Here is a 19,079-nt window from a genome sequence, read left to right as displayed (position 1 = left end):
GCAGACCGGGACACCGGCGGCGTCACAGACCGAGGGCCGCGGACATCTCCGTGCGCAGCCGGTCCAGCTCCGCCGCGCCGCGCTCGCGGGCCACGGGCAGCCCGGCGGCGTCGGCCACCGGCACCACGGTCTCCAGGTAGGCCTTGAGCTTCGGTTCGGTGCCGCTGGGCCGCACGACCACCCGGACGCCGTCCCCGGTCAGGCGCACGGCGTCGACCGGCGGATCGGCGTCCGCCAGGTCGACGGCCTCGACGTCCCGGCCGAGCAGCTGCGCGGGCGGCCGGGCCCGCAGCCGGGCCATCGCGCCGGAGATGACCGACAGGTCCTCGACCCGCACCGACAGCGGCCCGGTGGCGAACAGCCCGTGCTCCACCGCCAGCTCGTCGAGCCGGTCGGTCAACGTGCGGCCGTCGGCGCGCAGCTCGGCGGCGAGCAGCGCCACCGCCAGCGCGGCGGAGATGCCGTCCTTGTCGTGCGCGACGCCGGGCGAGACCGCGTAGCCCAGCGCCTCCTCGTAGCCGAAGACCAGCGGCGCCCCGGCCGACCCGGCCCGGATGATCCACTTGAAGCCGGTGGGGGTCTGCTCGAACGGCACCCCGTGGGCGCGGGCCAACGCCCCCAGCAGCGACCCGCTCACCAGCGAGCAGGCGTACGTGCCGCGCACCCCGCGGCGCAGCAGCCAGTCGCCCAGCAGCACGCCGACCTCGTCGCCGGTCAGCTGGCGCCCGCCCACCACCACCGAGCAGCGGTCGGCGTCCGGGTCCTCGGCGATCGCGACGTCGGCACCGGCCTGCTCGGCGCTGGCCACCAGCAGGTCGACCGCCCCCGGCTCCTCCGGGTTGGGGAAGGCCACGGTCGGGAACGCCGGGTCGGGCCGGTCCTGCTGCGGCACGGTGTGCAGCGGGCCGAAGCCGGCCGCCTCGAAGACCCGGCGGGTGGTGGCCGAGCCGACCCCGTGCATCGCGGTGTAGGCGACGGTGAGCCGCTGCCGGTCGGCCAGCGCCACCCGGCCGGGCTCGAGCGCGTCGACGACGGCCGCCACGTAGTCGGCCTCGACGTCGTCCCCGCAGGTCACCCACTCGTCGCTGCGCGGCAGCGACCGGAGCGACCCGACGGCGGCGATGGCCGCCTCGATCTCCCGGTCGGCCGGGGGCACCAGCTGCGCGCCGTCACCCAGGTAGACCTTGTAGCCGTTGTCCTGGGGCGGGTTGTGGCTCGCGGTCACCATGATCCCGGCGACCGCGCCCAGGTGCCGGACGGCGAAGGAGAGCACCGGCGTGGGCAGCGGCCGCGGCAGCACCTGGACGGCGAACCCCGCCCCGGCCAGCACCTCGGCGGACAGCCGGGCGAACTCGTCGGAGCGGTGCCGGGCGTCGTAGCCGATGACCACCCCGCCCCCGTCGTGACCGCCCGCGCGCAACCACGCGCCCAGCCCGGCGGCGGCGCGGGTGACCACCGCGGCGTTCATCCCGGCCGGCCCCGCGCGCAGCGGGCCGCGCAGCCCGGCCGTGCCAAAGGTCAGCGGACCGGCGAACCGGCGGGCGAGCTCGGCGGTGGCGGCGTCGTCGGTGGGAGCCGCCTCGATCAGCGCCTCCACCTCGGCCCGGTCGCCGTCGTGCGGGTCGTCGTCAGCCCAGGCGCGGGCGGTGCTCAGCAGGTTGGGGGAGGGGGTCACCGGGCGCCTCCGCTGCTCGGCTGGACCGGCGCCGTCTGCGCCGCGACCACGTCGGCGTCGAGGTCCGGCAGGGTGTACTCGCCGCCCACCCGGCCGTGCACCGGGTCGCGGGGGTCGGGCTCGCCGTGCACCTCCACCAGCGCCGGCGCGTGCGCCTCGGCGTCGTCCTGGGGCTCGTACCCCAGCGCGCGGGCGGCGGTCAGGTCCCACCAGCCGCGGGTGTTGGCCGACACGCCCCACACCACGCGGAAGCCCGGGGACGGCGCGCGCAGGGCCGCGTCGAACAGCCGCACCGTGTCACCCGGGGAGAGCCAGGTGGACAGCTGGCGGAGCGTCGTCGGCCGGGGGAAGGCGCTGCCGATGCGCAGGCAGACCACGTCGATCCCGTACCGGTCGGCGTAGAGCGACCCGAGCGCTTCCATGGTCACCTTGGCGACGCCGTAGAACGTGTCCGGCCGCGGGGGCGCGGCGGCCTCGGTGAGCAGCCCGTCGGCCGGCCGGGGGGTGAAGCCGCTGGCGTGGTTGCTGCTGGCCAGCACGACCCGGCCGACCCCGGCCCGCCGCGCGGCCTCGAGCACGGCGTGGGTGGTCTCGATGTGCGAGCGCTCGATCGCCTCCCACGTCGACTCGCCCAGCACCCCGGCCAGGTGGACGACCGCGCCGGCGCCGTCGGCCGCCGCGGTGACGGCCGCGAGGTCCGCGGCGTCGGCGACCAGGTGCTCCTCCCCGGGCCGCGGCTCGGGCACCGGGACGACGTCCAGGCAGCGCAGCGCCCAGCCGTGCTCGGGCAGGCCGCCGCGCAGCAGGGTGCCGATGCCGCCGGCGGCCCCGGTCACCAGGACCGGCCCGGGAGTGGTCACGGCATGCGGCCGATCAGCTCGACCAGGAAGCTGCCGAGCCGGCCGGCCGCGGCCTTGCCCGCCTCGAGCACCTCCAGGTGGTCCAGCGCTTCCCCGGTGATGCCGGCCGCGGCGTTGGTGACCATCGAGAGGCCGACCACCTCCATCCCGGCCGCGCGGGCGGCGATCGCCTCCAGCGCCGTCGACATGCCGACCAGGTCGGCGCCGAGGGTGGTGAGCATCCGGATCTCGGCCGGGGTCTCGAAGTGCGGGCCGGGCAGCGCGGCGTAGACGCCCTCGGCCAGGGAGGAGTCGATCTCCGTCGCCAGCGCCCGCAGCCGGGCGGAGTACAGGTCGGTGAGGTCGACGAACGTCGCGCCGACCAGCGGGGAGCGCGCGGTCAGGTTCAGGTGGTCGCTGATCAGCACCGCCTGGCCGACCCGGTGCTCCGGGCGCAGGCCGCCGGCGGCGTTGGTCAGCACGACGGTGCGCACGCCGGCGGCGGCGGCGGTGCGGATGCCGTGCACGACGGGCTCGACCCCGCGGCCCTCGTAGAGGTGGGTGCGGCCGAGGAAGAGCAGGGCCTTGCGGTCGCCCGCCCGGACCGAGCGGATCTCGCCGCCGTGGCCGGTGACGGTCGGGGCGGCGAAGCCGGGCAGGTCGCCGATGGCGACGCTGGCCAGCGTCTCGCCGAACGCGTCGGCGGCCGGGGCCCAGCCCGACCCCATGACGACGGCGACGTCGTGGTCCCCGCCGACGGCGGCGGTCAGCTGCTCGGCGGCCCGGGCGGCCAGCGCGGTGGGATCGGTCGGAGCTGCTTCGGGTACGGGTGCGGTGGTCGGCTCGCTCACCTGCGCGAGCATAGGGACCGGGTCGGCCACCGCACCCGCTCGCACGACCGGCGCCGTCCCCGGCCCGCTCCTAGACTCGCGGGGTGCAGATCCCCTTCCACTCGTCCGAGCGCGCCTCCCTGGGAGTGGAGTGGGAACTCCAGCTGGTCGACCGCGAGACCGGTGAGCTGACCTCCGGCGCCACCGAGATCCTGGCCGAGATCACCCCCGAGGGGCTCGCGGAGCACCCGAAGGCCAAGCACGAGCTGCTGCAGTCGACGGTCGAGGTGATCACCGGCATCTGCGCCACCGTCGCCGAGGCCAAGGCCGACCTCGCGGGCACGCTCGCCGAGGTCGTCGCGGCGGCCGACCGGCGCGGGCTGGACCTGATGTGCGCCGGCAGCCACCCCTACACGCGGTGGGACACCCAGGAGATCTCGCCGAAGGAGCGGTACGCCGAGCTGGTCGAGCGGATGCAGTGGCCCGCCCGGCGGCTGCAGATCTTCGGCGTCCACGTGCACGTCGGCGTCCGCTCGCCGGACAAGGCGATGCCGATCGTCAACGCGCTGCTGCAGTACGTGCCGCACTTCCTGGCGCTGTCGGCGTCCTCCCCGTTCTGGTCCGGCTGCGACACCGGGCTCGCCTCGGTGCGCACCAAGGTGTTCGAGGGCATGCCGACCGCCGGCCTGCCCTACCAGCTCACCGACTGGGCCGGGTTCGAGGAGTACATGGGCACGCTGGTCGCCGCCGGGGCGATCGAGAGCGTCCGCGAGGTGTGGTGGGACGTGCGGCCGCACCCGGACTTCGGCACCGTCGAGCTGCGCATCTGCGACGGGCTGCCCACCCTCGACGAGATCGGTGCGGTCGCCGCCCTCGCCCAGTGCCTGGTCGAGCAGCTGGACACCCAGCTCGACCGCGGCTACACCCTGCCCACGCCGGCCGGCTGGATCGTCCGGGAGAACAAGTGGCGCGCGGTGCGCTACGGCCTGGACGCGCAGATCGTCGTCGACGAGCAGGGCACCGTGGCCCCGGTCCGCGAGGCGCTGGCCGAGCTGGTCGAGGAGCTGCTGCCCACCGCCCGCAAGCTCGACTGCGAGGCCGAGCTGCTCGACGTCCGCCGGGTGCTGGCCGTCGGCGGGTCCTACCAGCGGCAGCGGGCGGTCGCGGCGGCGCACGACGGCGACCTGCACCCGGTCGTCGACAGCCTGGTCGCCGAGCTCCGCGACGGCCTCCCCACCCCGGACGACGGCGTCGGGGAGCCGCGGTGAGCGAGGCCCGTCCCCAGGACGACGCCGGCGCCCGGCTGGACCGCTGGACCCGGGAGCACCAGCCCGAGCTGGTCGCCGTCCGCCGCCACCTGCACGCCCACCCCGAGCTCGGGTTCGCCGAGCACGAGACCACCGCCCACCTCGAGCAGCGGCTGTCCGCGGCCGGGCTGCGGCCGCGGCGGCTGCGCAGCGGCACCGGCCTGGTGTGCGACGTGCCCGGCGACCCCGACGGCCCGACCGTCGTGCTGCGCGCGGACATCGACGCGCTGCCGCTGGCCGACCTGAAGGACGTGCCCTACCGCTCCACCCGCGAGGGGATGTGCCACGCCTGCGGGCACGACGTGCACACCACGGTGCTGCTCGGCGTCGCGCTGGCGCTCGCCGCCCAGGAGCGGCTGCCCGGCACCGTCCGCTGCGTCTTCCAGCCGGCCGAGGAGCAACTGCCCGGCGGCGGCCTGGCCGTCGTCGACGAGGGCGTGCTGGCCGGCGCCAGCCGCGCGTTCGCGCTGCACTGCGACCCCTCGCTCCCGGTCGGGCAGGTGGGACTGCGCACCGGGGCGATCACCGCCGCCTGCGACCGGGTCGAGGTCACCCTGACCGGCCCCGGCGGGCACACCGCCCGGCCGCAGCTCACCGTCGACCTGGTGCACGCGCTCGGCCAGGTGGTCACCGACGTGCCTGGTCTGCTCTCCCGCCTGGTCGACCCGCGGTCCAGCCTGTCCCTGGTCTGGGGGGCGGTCAGCGCCGGCGTCGCGGCCAACGCCATCCCGCAGACCGGCACGCTGCGCGGCACCCTGCGGGTGCTGGACCGCTCGGTGTGGAGCCAGGCCGAGGACCTGGTCCGCCGGCTGGTCACCGAGGTCGCGAACGGTTCCGGCGCCGAGGTCGCCATCGACTACGTGCGGGGCGTGCCGCCGGTGGTCAACGACCCGCGCAGCGTCGCGCTGCTGCGTGGAGCCGCGATCGAGACCGTCGGCGGAGAGGGCGTGGTGCAGTCCCCGCAGAGCATGGGCGGGGAGGACTTCGGGTGGTTCGCCGAGGTGCTGCCGATCGCGCTGGCCCGGCTGGGCACCGCCGGCTCCGGTCCCGCGCTCGACCTGCACCGCGGCACGTTCGACGTCGACGAGCGGGCGATCGGCGTCGGCGTCCGGCTGCTGGGCCGCACCGCGCTGCACGCGCTCGCCGCCGACTCCGCCGTCCCCGTGGGTGACCCCGCCCGGTAGATCGTGTAGAGCTTCGGTCGACGTGACGCCGTGCCACCCACCGAGAGGCGGAGACCCGACGATGAGCTCTCCCGACCAGCAGGTGGGGCGCCCGACCGGGCCGCCCCCCGCCGAGCCGGAGACGCCCGCGCAGCTCGACCTCGCCGCGGGCTCCCCGGCCGCCACCCGGGAGCAGTGGCGGGAGCTGGTCGCCGGGGTGCTGCGCAAGGCGGGGCGGGACGACCTGCCCGACCCGGTGGAGGACGCGCTGCGCGCCACCGTGGCCACCGGCGTCACCGTCGCACCGCTCTACACCGCCGAGGACGCCGGTGACCTGCCCACCGCGGCCGGGGTGCCCGGGTCGCCGCCGTTCGTCCGCGGGGCCCGGGCGGGGAGCGCCGAGGCCGGGGTCCCGGCCGGCTGGGACGTCCGGCAGCGGCACGCCGACCCCGACGTCGCGGGCACCCGGGAGGCGATCGCCGCCGACCTGGAGAACGGCGTCACCTCGCTGTGGCTGGTGCTGGGCGACGGCGCGATCCCGGTCGAGGCGCTCGGCGAGGTGCTCACCGACGTCTACCTGGACCTCGCCCCGGTGACCCTGCAGGGGGGTGCCCCGGCGGCGGAGGCGTTCCTCGACCTCGTGGCCGGGCGCACCGACCTCGCGCCCGGCGGCTGCCTGGGCCTGGACCCGCTGGGCACCGGCGACCTCGCCGGCCTGGCCCGCCGCGCACCGGCGGGTTGGCGCACCGTCGCCGTCGACGGCACGGTGTTCGCCGACGCCGGTGGCTCGGTGGTCGAGGAGCTGGGCTGCGCGGTCGCCGCCGGGGTGGCCGCCCTGCGCGCGCTGACCGCGGGCGGGCTGGGCGTGGACGAGGCGTTCGGCCAGCTGGAGTTCCGGCTCTCCGCCGGGGTCGACCAGTTCACCACCATCGCCGCGCTGCGCGCCGCGCGCCGGCTGTGGAACCGGGTCGGCGAGGCCAGCGGGGTCGCGGCCGAGCACCGGGCGATGCGCCAGCACGCCGTCACCTCCTCGGTCATGGTCACCCGGCACGGCGCGGCGGTGAACATGCTGCGGAAGACGGTCGCCGGCTTCGCCGCGGGGGTGGGCGGCGCCGACGTCGTCACCGTGCAGCCGTTCGACGCCGCCCTCGGCCTGCCCGACGCGTTCGCCCGGCGGATCGCCCGCAACACCCAGAACCTGCTGCTGGAGGAGGCCTCCGTGGGCCGGGTGCTCGACCCGGCCGGCGGCTCCTGGTACGTCGAGGCGCTGACCGAGTCGATCGCGCAGGCCGCCTGGGCCTGGTTCACCGAGGTCGAGCGGGCCGGCGGGCTCCCCGCCGCGCTGGCCTCCGGCCTGGTCGGTGAGCGGCTCGCCGCGGTCTGGGCCACCCGGCAGGAGCGGGTCGCGCACCGCACCGACGCGATCACCGGGGTGACCGAGTTCCCGGATGCCGCGGAGGTGCTGCCGGAACGCCGCCCGGCGCCGCCACCGCGGACCTCGGCCGGGTTGCCCCGGGTGCGGGCCGCCGAGCGCTTCGAGGCGCTGCGCGACGCCGTCCAGGCCCACGAACCGCAACCGGCGGTGTACCTGGCGACGCTCGGCCCGGTCGCCCGGCACACCGCCCGCGCCGGGTTCGCCAGCAACCTGTTCGCCGCCGGCGGGCTGCGCACCCCGTCCGGTGACGGCGCCACCGGCTTCGCGGAGGCACGGACGACGGTCGCCTGCATCTGCGGCACCGACCGCGACTACGCCGAGTCGGCGGCGGCGCTGGCGGCGGAGCTCCGCGCGGCCGGCGCGACGCACGTCTGGCTGGCCGGCACCGCGGACGTCGCGGGCGTGGACGGCCACCTGTCCGCCGGCTGCGACGCCCTCGCGGTGCTGACCACCGTCCTCGACCAGCTGGAGGTCCGGCCGTGAGCGCGATCCCCGACTTCGGCGACCTGGAGCTCGGCGCCCCGGGCGCCGGGGCCACCGGCGCGGACTGGGCGGCGCACTTCGCGCAGGCCACCGGCCGTACCCCGGCCGAGGCGGCGTGGCAGACCCCGGAGGGGATCGCCGTCCCGCCGCTGTACACCCCGGCCGACCTCGCCGGGCTCGACACGCTGGGCACGTACCCGGGCATCGCCCCGTACCTGCGTGGGCCCTACCCGACGATGTACACCACCCAGCCGTGGACCATCCGGCAGTACGCCGGCTTCTCCACCGCGGCGGCCTCCAACGCCTTCTACCGGCGCAACCTGGCCGCCGGGCAGAAGGGGCTGAGCGTCGCCTTCGACCTGCCCACCCACCGCGGCTACGACTCCGACCACCCGCGCGTGATCGGCGACGTCGGGATGGCCGGGGTGGCGATCGACTCGATCCTGGACATGCGTCAGCTGTTCGACGGCATCCCGCTGGACCGGATGAGCGTGTCGATGACGATGAACGGCGCCGTGCTGCCGGTGCTGGCGCTCTACGTCGTCGCGGCGGAGGAGCAGGGCGTGGGCCCGGACCAGCTCTCGGGGACGATCCAGAACGACATCCTCAAGGAGTTCATGGTCCGCAACACCTACATCTACCCGCCGAAGCCGTCGATGCAGGTGATCAGCGACATCTTCGCGTTCACCTCGCAGCGGATGCCGCGGTACAACTCGATCTCCATCTCCGGCTACCACATCCAGGAGGCCGGGGCGACGGCCGATCTGGAGCTCGCCTACACCCTGGCCGACGGCGTCGAGTACCTGGCGGCGGGGAAGGCCGCCGGCCTGGACGTCGACGCCTTCGCCCCGCGGCTGAGCTTCTTCTGGGGCATCGGCATGAACTTCTTCATGGAGGTCGCGAAGCTGCGGGCCGGCCGGCTGCTCTGGGCCCGGCTGGTGCGCGAGGCCGGCGCGCAGAACCCGAAGTCGATGTCGCTGCGCACCCACTCGCAGACCTCGGGCTGGTCGCTGACCGCGCAGGACGTCTACAACAACGTCGTCCGCACCTGCCTGGAGGCGATGGCCGCCACCCAGGGGCACACCCAGTCGCTGCACACCAACGCCCTCGACGAGGCGCTGGCGCTGCCCACCGACGCGTCGGCGCGGATCGCCCGCAACACCCAGCTGCTGCTGCAGCAGGAGTCCGGGACGACGCGGGTGATCGACCCGTGGGGCGGCTCGGCCTACGTGGAGAAGCTCACCGCCGACCTGGCCCGCCGCGCCTGGGCGCACATCGAGGAGGTCGCGGCGCACGGCGGCATGGCGCAGGCGATCGACGACGGCATCCCGAAGCTGCGCATCGAGGAGGCCGCGGCCCGCACCCAGGCGCGCATCGACGCCGGCGTCCAGCCGGTCATCGGGGTCAACAAGTACCGGGTCGACGCCGACGAGCCGGTCGAGGTGCTGCGGGTGGACAACGCCGACGTGCTGGCCCAGCAGCGGGCGAAGCTCGCCGAGCTGCGGGCGACCCGCGACGAGGCCGCGACGCGCGAGGCGCTGGCCCGGCTCACCGACGCCGCCCGCGCCGCCGCCGAGGGCCGGCGCGGGCCGGGGCTCGAGCAGAACCTGCTGGCGCTGTCCATCGACGCCGCCCGGGCGCGGGCGACCGTGGGGGAGATCTCCGACGCGCTGGAGGCGGTGTACGGGCGGCACGCCGGTCAGGTGCGCACCATCTCCGGTGTGTACCGCGACGAGGCCGGCGACTCCGGCGCCGTGGGGGAGACCCGCGCCATGACCGACCGGTTCGCCGAGGACGAGGGGCGCCGGCCGCGGATCCTGGTGGCCAAGATGGGCCAGGACGGGCACGACCGCGGGCAGAAGGTGATCGCCACGGCCTTCGCCGACCTCGGCTTCGACGTCGACGTCGGCCCGCTGTTCCAGACCCCGGACGAGGTGGCCCGGCAGGCGGTGGAGGCCGACGTGCACGTCGTCGGCGTCTCCTCGCTGGCCGCCGGCCACCTCACCCTGGTGCCCGCGCTGCGCGACGCGCTCGCCGAGCTCGGCGCCGACGACGTGCTGGTCGTCGTGGGCGGGGTGATCCCGCCCGACGACGTGCCGACGCTGCGGGAGATGGGCGCGGCCGCGGTCTTCCCGCCCGGCACGGTCATCGCCGAGGCCGCGCAGGAGCTGCTCCGGACCCTGTCGGACCGCCTGGGCCACCCGTGAGCCCAGCGGTCGACGTCCCGGCGCTGGTCGACGGCGTGCTGGCCGGGGACCGCCGGTCGGTGGCCCGGGCGATCACGCTGGTCGAGTCCCGCCGCGCCGACCACCGCGACCGCGCGCAGGAGCTGCTGGTGCAGCTGCTGCCGCACGCCGGGGGCGCCCGGCGGGTCGGCATCAGCGGGGTGCCCGGGGTCGGCAAGTCCACGTTCATCGACGCCCTCGGCGTGCAGCTCACCGCGGCCGGGGCGCGGGTGGCGGTGCTCGCGGTCGACCCGTCGTCGGCGCGCTCGGGCGGGTCGGTGCTGGGGGACAAGACCCGGATGAGCCGGCTCGCCGTCGACCCGGCCGCGTTCATCCGGCCCGCGCCGACCGCCGGCACGCTCGGCGGGGTGGCCCAGGCGACCCGCGAGTCGGTGGTCGTGGTCGAGGCGGCCGGGCACGACGTCGTCCTGGTGGAGACCGTCGGCGTCGGGCAGTCCGAGACCGCCGTCGCCGAGATGGTCGACTCCTTCCTCTTCCTCACCCTGGCCCGCACCGGCGACCAGCTGCAGGGGATCAAGCGCGGCATCCTGGAGATCGCCGACGTCGTCGCGGTCAACAAGGCCGACGGCCCCGGCGAGCCCGACGCCCGGCGGGCGGCCCGGGAGCTGGCCGGGGCGATGCGGATGCTGCGCGGCGAGGCCGTGCCGGTGCTCACCTGCGCGGGGCTCACCGGCGCCGGGCTGCCCGAGGTGTGGGCCGCGGTGGTCGCGCACCAGGACCGGCGGCGCGCCTCGGGGGAGCTGGACCGGCGGCGCCGCGAACAGCAGGTGCGCTGGCTGTGGCAGCTGGTCCGGGACGGGCTGGAGCACCGGCTGCGCGAACACCCCGGCGTCCGGTCGCTGGCGCCGGAGCTGGAGCGCGAGGTGCTCTCCGGCGAGCTCACCCCGGCGCTGGCCGCCCGCCGGCTGCTGGGCACCTTCCTGGGCTGACCCGACCGCTGACCGCGGTGCTCCCGGCCTGCCTCCCGCGCAGGACCCGCCGGGCGTCCTAACCTGCCCCGGCGCAGTCGGCCCGGTCGCCGTCGCCTGCCCTTCACCCTGCCCGTCCGGGAGGGCGCGATCACCCGGAGGTCCCGTACGTGGCACAAGCACTTCCCGTCGAGGGCCCGCTCCGCGAGCAGACCCACCGGGTCCCCGGTGGGCTGCGTGCGGCACTCGGCGCACTGCTGGTGCTCGTGGTCCACCTGCAACCACCGGCACCGGTCTTCCGCTACGACGCCACGAGGTACTGGGGCGGTGCGCAGGCGCTGCTCGACGAGCGGAGCGCCGTCGTCGAAGGGCTGCTCGACCTCCGCGGGGTGTTGACCACGCTGCTCTACCTGCCGGCAGCGGTGGTCACGCGGCTTGCGGGGGACGACCTGGCCGGTGCCGCCGTGCTCGCCGAGAACGCCGTGCTCATCGGGCTCATCGGGGTGGTCCTGCTGCCGGCCCTGGTGTCGATCTGGCGCCCTGCGGGGCCATGGACGGTGGTCTGCTGCGCCTTCGGGACGGCGGTCGTGACCGGCGGGTTCGCCCCGTTCCCGCTGACCGATCTCTGGGCCGCCGCGCTCCTCCTGACCGTCGTGGCGGCGCTGCACCGGCAGGGTCGCGGGTGGCTCGTGCTGGCCGGCGTCGCCGCCGGTGCGGCGGTCAACATCCGGCCCGCCACGCTGCTGCCGCTGGCGGCCGTCGGCGTGGCCGTCCTCCTCGCCCGCCGGTGGGCGGCGCTGTGGGCAGCCCTCGGCGCGACCCTCGCACTGGCGCCCCAGGTCGCCCTCAACCGCAGCCGCGGGACGTCCTGGCTGCCGGTGCCGCCAGGGACCGGCGGCCTCACCGAGCTCCAGGCGTCCTTCGCGTCCTACGTCGTCCGGTACGACACGGTGGTGGCCGGACCGGACGCGGAACCGCGGCTGTTCTCCTGCTCCCCGGCGATGGTCGACGCCCTCGCCGGGGAGGTCCCCCGGTCACCCGCTGGGCTGGCCTCGGCCTTCCTGCACCACCTGCCGCAGTCGGTGCCCTTCGCCGCCCAGAAGGTGGGGGCCGCGCTGCACTGGCCGCTGTCCACGCCGTACCTGACGCCGGCCCCCGGCGTGGACGTGGTCTTCGCCGTGCTGGTCACCGCCGTCTCGGTGGCCGGGGTCGCCGCACTCCTGCGCCTGAGCACTCGTGAGCGCGGGCGGACGACGCTGGGCCGGGTGGCGGTTCTCCTGGTGTGGCTCGGGTCGCTGGCCACGCTGGTGACCTCTGCCACCGAGACCCGGTTCGCCCTGCCGCTGGTGCTCATCGGGGTCGCCGGGTGCGCGACGGTGGTGGCCGGTGGCCGCCCGCAGGGCCGCAGCGCCTGGTGGTGGGTCGCCGGCACCGTCGTTGCCGTGGCGGCCGTCTACGCCGTAGGGGTCGCCGGACTGCAGCACCCGTTCGCCGGGATGGCGACCCCGGAGCTCTGCTCCGGGCGCTGAGCGGGTGCGGCCTCGGCCGGCCCGCTCAGGCCGGTCCCGTCCCCGCGGGCAGGCGCTGGAACAGCACCCGGCCGCCCAGGAAGTTCAGCGGCGCGGTCACACCCACCGTGACCACGGCGGTGACCAGAGCCCCGGGCTCCCACCAGGTGTGCAGCCCGCGCACCACCAGCAGCCCCACCAGGTAGACCAGCAGGTACCAGCCGACGAACGCGGCACCGGACCACCAGGTGGGCCGGGTGCCGAAGACCACCCGCGCGGTCATCGCGGTGGTGTAGGCCAGGCCGACGGCGAACACCATCGTGTAGGCGACCCCCGGGCTGAGCCACTGCTGCAGCAGCACGAACAGGGCGAGGGTGACCAGCGTGTTGCTGCCGCCGACCAGCGCGAAGCGGAGCAGCGGCCCGAACCGGCTGCCCGGGTCGAGCACTGCGGCGAGCACCTTTGCGCCGCCGGGTCCGGAGCCCGCCGGCGAGGTGTGCTCAGCCACGGTCGGGCGGGGGTGCCGGGAAGAGCTCGTGGTGCATCGGCACCGCCCCGGGCCGACGCTTGCTGTTCTCGTAGGTGCGCCACACGTAGGAGCCGACGATGCCCAGCGCCAGCAGGATCGAGGAGCAGAGCAGGAACAGCACGAGCATCAGCGGCGTGTACCCGGGCACGTCCACGTTGCCGGTGGCCCACGCCGCGAAGACCACGATGCCGGCCGTGATCGACCCGAGCACTCCGAGGAATCCTGCGGTGATCAGCACGGTGATCGGCAGGTCGGTGAAGGCGAAGATGCTGTCGTTCATGTACCGCAGCTTCTTGCGCAGCGTCCAACCGCTGGTGCCGTGCTCCCGCTCCAGCCGGACGTACGGGACCTCCACGCGGCGGAACCCGAGCCAGTAGAGCAGGCCGACGAGGCTGGTGTGCGACTCGTCCAGGCGCAGCAGTTCGGTGACCACCTGCCGGGTGCAGCCGAACATGTCGACGCCGCCCACGGGGAGGTCGGGCTGCACGAACCGGCGCTGCAGGCCCCAGAAGGTGCGGGAGGCCAGCGAGGACAGCGCCGGGTCGTCCCGCCCCTGGCGGACGCCGACGGCGACGTCGTGTGCGCCGGTGGTCAACCGCGCGAAGATGTCCTCGACCAGCGACACCGGCTCCTGCAGGTCAGCGGCCATGACGGCGACGTACTCGCCCTGCGCCACGGCCAGCCCGGCGCGGATCGCGGAGAACGACCCGTAGTTGCGGGACAGGGTCACCAGCTGGGCGCGCAGCCCGGACGCCGGCAGCAGTCGGCGCAACTGCAGCAGCGAGCCGTCGGGGGAACCATCGACGACGAAGACCGCCTCCATGCCGCCCTCGACCCGTTGGGCGAGCGCGGCCAGCCGCTCGATCACCTGCGGGATCGTGGCCTCGTTGCCGTACACCGGCACCACCACCGAGTAGGTGACGGCGGCGCGTGGGGACTGCGACGGGTCGGTGTCCCCGTCCGGGGACTCCCGGAGGCCGGACAGCACGCTCACGTCAAAGTCGGTGAAGGACATCGCACACCCGCTCGATCTCGGCATCGGTCAACTCGGCGAAACAGGGGAGCGTCAGGATCTGGGTCGCGGCGAGCTCGGTGACCGGGAGCGAGACGCCGTCGGTGGTGCCGGCCAGGACCGGCTGGCGGTGGTCGGGGACCGGGTAGTGGACGTCGGTCCGGATCCCGACGTCCGTCAGCGCCGCCCGGTCCGCATCCCGGGTGGGGCTGCTCATCACGGCCAGGTGCGCGACGTAGGCGGGGGAGGCAGCGACGTCGCCGTGCACCATGCGCCGGGGACCCTCGCCGAGGGCGGCGGCATAGCGGCCGACGATCTCGCGTCGCCGCTCGTTCCAGCCGGCCAGGTGCGGCAGCCGGGCACGGAGGACGGCGGCCTGCAGCTCGTCGAGCCGGCTGTTGCGGCCCCGGGGCACGGTGGCGTGGTACTTGGCCGACCAGCCGTACTGACGCAGGCTCCGCAGCAGCTGCGCCCGGTCCGGGTCGTCGGTCACCACGGCCCCGGCGTCACCGAGCGCCCCGAGGTTCTTGGTCGGGAAGAAGCTGAAGGAGGCGACGTCGGCGAGCGACCCGGCCGGGCCCTCCTCGGCGCGGGCACCGGCGGACTGCGCGCAGTCCTCGACCAGCGCCACCCCGGCCGACCGGCAGAGTTCGCGGAGCGGACCCATCTCGGCGACCCTGCCGTAGAGGTGGGTGACGACGACGGCCCGGGTGCGCGGGGACAGGGCCGGTTCCACGGTGGCGGCCGTGAGCAGCAGCGACGCCGGGTCGACGTCGGCGAACCGGGGGACCAGGCCGGCCTTGAGCGCGGCGGTCGAGGTGTACATGCCGGCGTTCGCGGCGGTCACCACCTCGTCGCCGGGCCGGCAGTCGACGCTGAGCAGGGCCAGCTCCAGGGCGTCGGTGCCGTTGGCGACGCCCACGCAGTGTGCGGCGCCCACGGCGGTGGCGAACTCGGTCTCGAAGGCGTCGTGCTGCGGGCCCAGGACGTACCAGCCGCTGGCCAGTACCTCGTCCACCACCCCACGCAGTTCACCTTCCATGACGGCGAAGCCACGCGAGAGGTCGTTCAGGGGCACGGTGTCCATGGATGGACCGCCTTTCCGATGAGCGCGGTGTCCGGCCGGGGTCCGGGCGGCGGGCAGCCCGGGCCCCGAGCCACTCCGGCACGGAGGCGGTCGGGCGACTCTGGCCTGCTCGATCGTAGGCAGTCCGGGCAGCCGGGCCACCCGCACGGGCCGATCGGGAGTACCGGTCCGTCACAGCAGCACCATCGGCACCGGAAGTGCTCTCCCGTGGCGGATCCCGGGACTGCTGGGCGCATCGGCGGGTCGTTTCTGCGACTGTGGGGGCGAACGCCTGCCGCCCGCAGAACGGCCCGGCAGCTGCGCGTCCCGTTCGCATGCCCCGGTCAGGAGATCGCCCGATGAACCACTTCGTCCACCCGCAGGGGATCTGCGAGAGCACGGACGTCGGCGCGGGCACCCGGGTGTGGGCCTTCGCGCACGTCCTGCCGGGGGCGCGGATCGGCGCGGACTGCAACATCTGCGACCACGTGTTCGTGGAGAACGACGTCGTGGTCGGCGACCGGGTGACGGTGAAGTGCGGCGTGCAGCTGTGGGACGGCATCCGGCTCGCCGACGACGTGTTCGTCGGCCCCAACGTGACCTTCACCAACGACCCGTTCCCGCGCAGCCGGGTGTACCCGGAGTCGTTCGCCCAGACGATCGTCGGCCCGGGCGCCTCCCTCGGCGGCAACGCGACGATCCTGCCCGGTGTCACCATCGGCCGGCAGGCGATGGTGGGGGCCGGCGCCGTCGTGACCAAGGACGTCCCGCCCAATGCGATCGTGGTGGGCAACCCGGCACGGATCGTGGGGTACGTCGACGCCGGTCCGGAGGACAGCGACCCGACCCCCTCGCTGGCCGGTCACCTCCCGGAGAGCCGGGTACCGGGCGTGCGGCTGGTCCGGCTGACCCGGGTCGACGATCTCCGGGGCAGCCTCGTGGCCGCCGATTTCGCCGGGGCGCTGCCGTTCGTGCCGCAGCGCTTCTTCACCGTCTTCGGGGTCCCCTCGTCCGACGTCAGGGGTGCCCACGCTCACCGGCGGTGCCACCAGCTGCTGGTCTGCGTCCAGGGCAGCGTGAACGCCGTGGTGGACAACGGGCACGAGCGCCAGGAGTTCGTGCTGGACGAGCCGGACGTCGGGCTGCACATGGAGCCGATGACCTGGGGCACGCAGTACCGGTACTCCGCCGACGCCGTGCTCCTGGTGCTCGCATCCGACCCCTACGACCCGGCCGACTACATCCGCGACCACGACGAGTTCCTCGCCGAGGTCGCGCGGGCGGCCTCGTCGTGACGACGGCGCTGCTGGAGCGCCCGGCGCCCGCGCGAGGCCCGGTCGAGGGGCCCGGCCGGCCTGCCGCGTGGGTGGTCCCGCCGGCGCTGGCGGTGCTCGGCTGGTCCGCGCTGGTGCTGAGTGGCGTGGACACGCTCCAGGCCGCCCGCCTGGTCCTCGTCGTCGCCGTCCAGGTGCTGACGGGCGCGGTGCTGTGGCGGCTGGCGCGGGGGCCGGCGACCGTGGCCGTCAGCGAGCTGCTGGGCATGGGCACCGCGTTGGGGACGCTGCTGGCGATGCTCGGCGCGCAGCTGCTGCGACCGACCCCACTGGGGCCGGTCGGCTGGCTGGCGGCCACCGCCCTCGTCGCGCTCACCCTGCTGGCCCCGGCCGTCCGGGCCCGGTTCCGCACCGGCACGGTGGCCGGGCCCGGCGTCGACGAGGTGGCCGCGGTCAGCGCCGGGCTCGCGGCCGCGCTGCTGTTCCTCTGGTCGTTCTGGCGGAACCACCCCTTGTCGCCCACCGGGTGGTGGAGCTACTACGTCGACATCCCGTACCACGAGGCGCTCGCGACCTCGCTGGCCACGTGGGGTCCGGGCGACAGCATCGTCGGGGCCGGCGAGCCGGTGCGGTACCACTGGTTCGTGCACGCCTGGTCCGGTTCGACCACGGACGCGGCGGGCGCGGGCTCGTTCGTCGTCATCACCCGGGTGCTGCCCCTGGTCGCCTTCCTGGGCGTGCTGTGCCTGGTCGTCACCTGGAGCCGCCGCCTCTCCGCCCACCGCGCCGTGCCCTTCCTCGCCGTGCTGCTCGTGGCGGTGGGCCTCAACGTGGCCAGCGCTTCGTCGATCACCTTCTTGCAGCACTCGCTGCTCTCGCCCTCGCTCGGTTTCGGCGCGCTGTCCGTGCTCGGCGCCGCCGTGGTCCTCACCGACCTGCTGCGGGGTTCGGTGCGCTGGCCCTACGCCCTGCTCGGGCTGTTCGCGGTCGGGTGCGTCGGCGGCAAGACCAGCTTCGCGGCCGTCCTGGGCGGGGGAATCGGCCTGCTCGCCCTGTCCCAGCTCCGGGACCGTGGCACCCGTCGCCGCGCGCTCGCCGCGCTGGCCGTCGTCCTGGTCGCGGTGGCCGGTGCCTACGTCGTCCTGATCATGGGCAGCAAGGGCGACCTGGTGCTGCAGCCGGGTGCCACGGCCCGGGCCATGGGCTTCGCGGGGGAGGGGCGGCTCGGCCTGGTGATCGGCACCGGCGCGACGCTGCTGCTCGTCGCGGCTCGATGGGCGGGGGTCGCGGCCCTCCTCTCGCGGCGCCCGCAGCCGGAGGTGTGGTTCGCCGTCGGCGCGGGAGCCGCAGGGCTCTTCCTGCTGTCGGTGCTGGCCCACCCGGGTTTCAGCCAGCTCTACTTCCCGATCTCGGCGGGCGTCGTCGTGTCGGTGGTGGCCGCCGCCGGGGTCGGGGCGGCGTTGACCCGGATGACGGCGCGGTCACGGTGGACGGCCGCGGCCGTCGGGGTGACCGCTGGCGTCCTGGGCTTGGTCGCCGTCCCCGAGCACCCGTGGATCCCGCCCTACCTGGTCTGGGCGCTGCCGCTGCTCGTGGCTGCGGTGGTGTTCCTCCGCCGGTGGCGGCAGGGTGGTCCGGACCGTCTCGCGGTCAGCACGTCCGGGGCGGTCGCGGTCGCAGCCTGGGCCCTCACGGTCGCCGCGCTCACCGCCGGCCAGGTGGCCCTGGTGGACACCGCCCGCACGCCACCCCCGGTGGCCGCGGCGCCGGGGGCTCCGCTGGCCTGGGCGCCGGATCAGGCCGCCGCCCTGGTCTGGCTGCGCGACCACTCGGCGGTCGACGACGTCGTCGTGACGAACCGCCAGTGCAGTGCGCCGCAGGTCGGAGCCGCACCGTGCGACCGGCAGCGCTGGTTCATGACCGCGGCCCTCGCCGAGCGCCGCACGTACGTCGAGGGTGCCGACTACGTCGCCGGTCTGCCGCACGCCGCCTGGGTGGACGAGCGCGTCGAGCGGTCCCGCCGCTTCGTCGACGCACCCGGAGAGGCCGACGCCCGGGTGCTCTGGGACGCCGGGGTGCGGTGGGTCGTGGTCGACCTGGCCTCGACCACGACCCGCACGTGGTCACCGTGGGCCGAGCCGGCCTACGCCACGGACACCACCGTCGTCCTCCGCCTGGAGCGTCCCTGAGTCCGGCCGCGGCGCCGGGAGCGGCTCAGGGCCGGAACACCACGGTCCGCAGCATGACGAAGTTCCAGGTGGTGCCGACCCCCTGGGAGATCGCCCAGGCCAGCGTGACCGTCCAGCTGCGGTCGGGCAGCAGGGCCAGGGTCGCCGCGTTCACCCCGAGGATCAGGAAGAAGGTCGTGCCGTAGAGCAGCGCGAACCCCAGCGCTCGCCGCCTGCCGCCCTCCACCCGGAAGGCCCAGCGCCGGTTGAGCGCGTAGGCGGTCGTGGTGCCGCACACGAAGCTCAGCGCTCGCGCGGCATGCACCCACAGCCCGAGGTGCAGCGCGAGGGTGTAGACGGTCAGGTCGACGACGGCGCCCAGCACGCCGACGACCAGGAATCGGCCCGCCTGGGCCACCAGACCGGCGCGCGATCCCGACTCAGCCGTCACGTGCCGCCCCTCCCCGTCCCGCGCCCCGTACGCTGCGTGGAGGCCCATCTGCCGAGCCTAACGAGCCGCGCAGCGGAGGCGCTGTCGCCTCGACCACGTCGGGCGGCAGCCGCAGCGCCCTGCCGCGTGGTGGACGACCGGTGGCCCGGACGCGGGGATGATGGGCCCGCCAGCAGTCGGTCCAC

Annotated in this window: 15 protein-coding genes; 8 read left to right on the top strand and 7 right to left on the bottom strand. The window is 75.5% G+C overall.

Translation table 11 applies throughout. The features are described 5' to 3' along the window. Positions 1–22: 22 nt before the first annotated feature. From JD78_RS13815 to JD78_RS13805, 3 genes are read right to left on the bottom strand one after another with little or no spacing between them, the layout of a single operon-like run. Positions 23–1,675 carry a phospho-sugar mutase gene (locus JD78_RS13815; protein WP_166521192.1) on the bottom strand — a complete coding sequence of 551 codons (1,653 nt, stop codon included), beginning with the start codon at positions 1,673–1,675 and terminating at the stop codon, positions 23–25. Beyond that, positions 1,672–2,535: an NAD-dependent epimerase/dehydratase family protein gene (locus tag JD78_RS13810; RefSeq protein WP_166521191.1), complete on the bottom strand. Its 864-nt coding sequence runs from the start codon at positions 2,533–2,535 to the stop codon at positions 1,672–1,674. The genes JD78_RS13815 and JD78_RS13810 overlap by 4 nt, the downstream gene beginning before the upstream one ends. After that, positions 2,532–3,365: a purine-nucleoside phosphorylase gene (locus tag JD78_RS13805; protein ID WP_228395067.1), complete on the bottom strand. Its 834-nt coding sequence runs from the start codon at positions 3,363–3,365 to the stop codon at positions 2,532–2,534. Before JD78_RS13805 ends, JD78_RS13810 begins: the two co-directional genes overlap by 4 nt. Before the next feature lie 83 nt (positions 3,366–3,448). Here JD78_RS13805 and JD78_RS13800 point away from each other — a divergent pair, with 83 nt between their 5' ends. From JD78_RS13800 to JD78_RS13775, 6 genes are all read left to right on the top strand, one after another. After that, a complete protein-coding gene (locus tag JD78_RS13800) occupies positions 3,449–4,612 on the top strand; it encodes a glutamate--cysteine ligase (RefSeq protein ID WP_166521190.1) in 1,164 nt (387 codons plus the stop codon). After that, positions 4,609–5,835 (top strand): amidohydrolase, encoded by a 1,227-nt coding sequence (locus JD78_RS13795; RefSeq protein ID WP_194290433.1) that lies wholly within the window; start codon positions 4,609–4,611, stop codon positions 5,833–5,835. The genes JD78_RS13800 and JD78_RS13795 overlap by 4 nt, the downstream gene beginning before the upstream one ends. A 61-nt stretch (positions 5,836–5,896) precedes the next feature. Beyond that, positions 5,897–7,732 carry a methylmalonyl-CoA mutase family protein gene (locus JD78_RS13790; protein WP_166521189.1) on the top strand — a complete coding sequence of 612 codons (1,836 nt, stop codon included), beginning with the start codon at positions 5,897–5,899 and terminating at the stop codon, positions 7,730–7,732. After that, positions 7,729–9,939 carry a methylmalonyl-CoA mutase gene (gene scpA / locus JD78_RS13785; RefSeq protein WP_153359138.1) on the top strand — a complete coding sequence of 737 codons (2,211 nt, stop codon included), beginning with the start codon at positions 7,729–7,731 and terminating at the stop codon, positions 9,937–9,939. The genes JD78_RS13790 and scpA overlap by 4 nt, the downstream gene beginning before the upstream one ends. After that, the gene (gene meaB / locus JD78_RS13780) at positions 9,936–10,907 is read left to right on the top strand and encodes a methylmalonyl Co-A mutase-associated GTPase MeaB (RefSeq protein ID WP_153359136.1); all 972 of its coding nucleotides are present in this window, start codon (positions 9,936–9,938) and stop codon (positions 10,905–10,907) included. The genes scpA and meaB overlap by 4 nt, the downstream gene beginning before the upstream one ends. Before the next feature lie 149 nt (positions 10,908–11,056). Next, the gene (locus tag JD78_RS13775) at positions 11,057–12,415 is read left to right on the top strand and encodes a hypothetical protein (protein WP_153359134.1); all 1,359 of its coding nucleotides are present in this window, start codon (positions 11,057–11,059) and stop codon (positions 12,413–12,415) included. A gap of 25 nt (positions 12,416–12,440) precedes the next feature. Here the strand turns inward: JD78_RS13775 and JD78_RS13770 are convergent, their stop codons facing one another. The 3 genes from JD78_RS13770 to JD78_RS13760 are packed head-to-tail and all read right to left on the bottom strand — an operon-like array spanning position 12,441 to position 15,022. Beyond that, positions 12,441–12,854 carry a GtrA family protein gene (locus JD78_RS13770; RefSeq protein ID WP_166521188.1) on the bottom strand — a complete coding sequence of 138 codons (414 nt, stop codon included), beginning with the start codon at positions 12,852–12,854 and terminating at the stop codon, positions 12,441–12,443. A gap of 40 nt (positions 12,855–12,894) precedes the next feature. Then, positions 12,895–13,917: a glycosyltransferase family 2 protein gene (locus tag JD78_RS13765; protein WP_208104102.1), complete on the bottom strand. Its 1,023-nt coding sequence runs from the start codon at positions 13,915–13,917 to the stop codon at positions 12,895–12,897. 1 nt (position 13,918) lies between these two features. Further along, on the bottom strand, positions 13,919–15,022 hold the full coding sequence (locus tag JD78_RS13760; protein WP_153359129.1) for a DegT/DnrJ/EryC1/StrS family aminotransferase: 1,104 nt from the start codon (positions 15,020–15,022) through the stop codon (positions 13,919–13,921). Between the two features lie 338 nt (positions 15,023–15,360). Here JD78_RS13760 and JD78_RS22620 point away from each other — a divergent pair, with 338 nt between their 5' ends. Both JD78_RS22620 and JD78_RS13750 read left to right on the top strand, forming a co-directional pair. After that, on the top strand, positions 15,361–16,296 hold the full coding sequence (locus JD78_RS22620; RefSeq protein WP_153359127.1) for a WxcM-like domain-containing protein: 936 nt from the start codon (positions 15,361–15,363) through the stop codon (positions 16,294–16,296). Further along, positions 16,293–18,464: a hypothetical protein gene (locus JD78_RS13750; RefSeq protein ID WP_153359125.1), complete on the top strand. Its 2,172-nt coding sequence runs from the start codon at positions 16,293–16,295 to the stop codon at positions 18,462–18,464. The genes JD78_RS22620 and JD78_RS13750 overlap by 4 nt, the downstream gene beginning before the upstream one ends. Before the next feature lie 25 nt (positions 18,465–18,489). Here the strand turns inward: JD78_RS13750 and JD78_RS13745 are convergent, their stop codons facing one another. Continuing rightward, entirely contained in the window at positions 18,490–18,894 is a 405-nt protein-coding gene (locus JD78_RS13745) for a GtrA family protein (RefSeq protein ID WP_243731046.1), read from the bottom strand. Positions 18,895–19,079 lie beyond the last annotated feature (185 nt).

The organism is Modestobacter roseus, assembly GCF_007994135.1.
Taxonomy (GTDB): Bacteria; Actinomycetota; Actinomycetes; order Mycobacteriales; family Geodermatophilaceae; genus Modestobacter; species Modestobacter roseus.
This window is presented reverse-complemented; position numbering and strand designations above follow the sequence as displayed.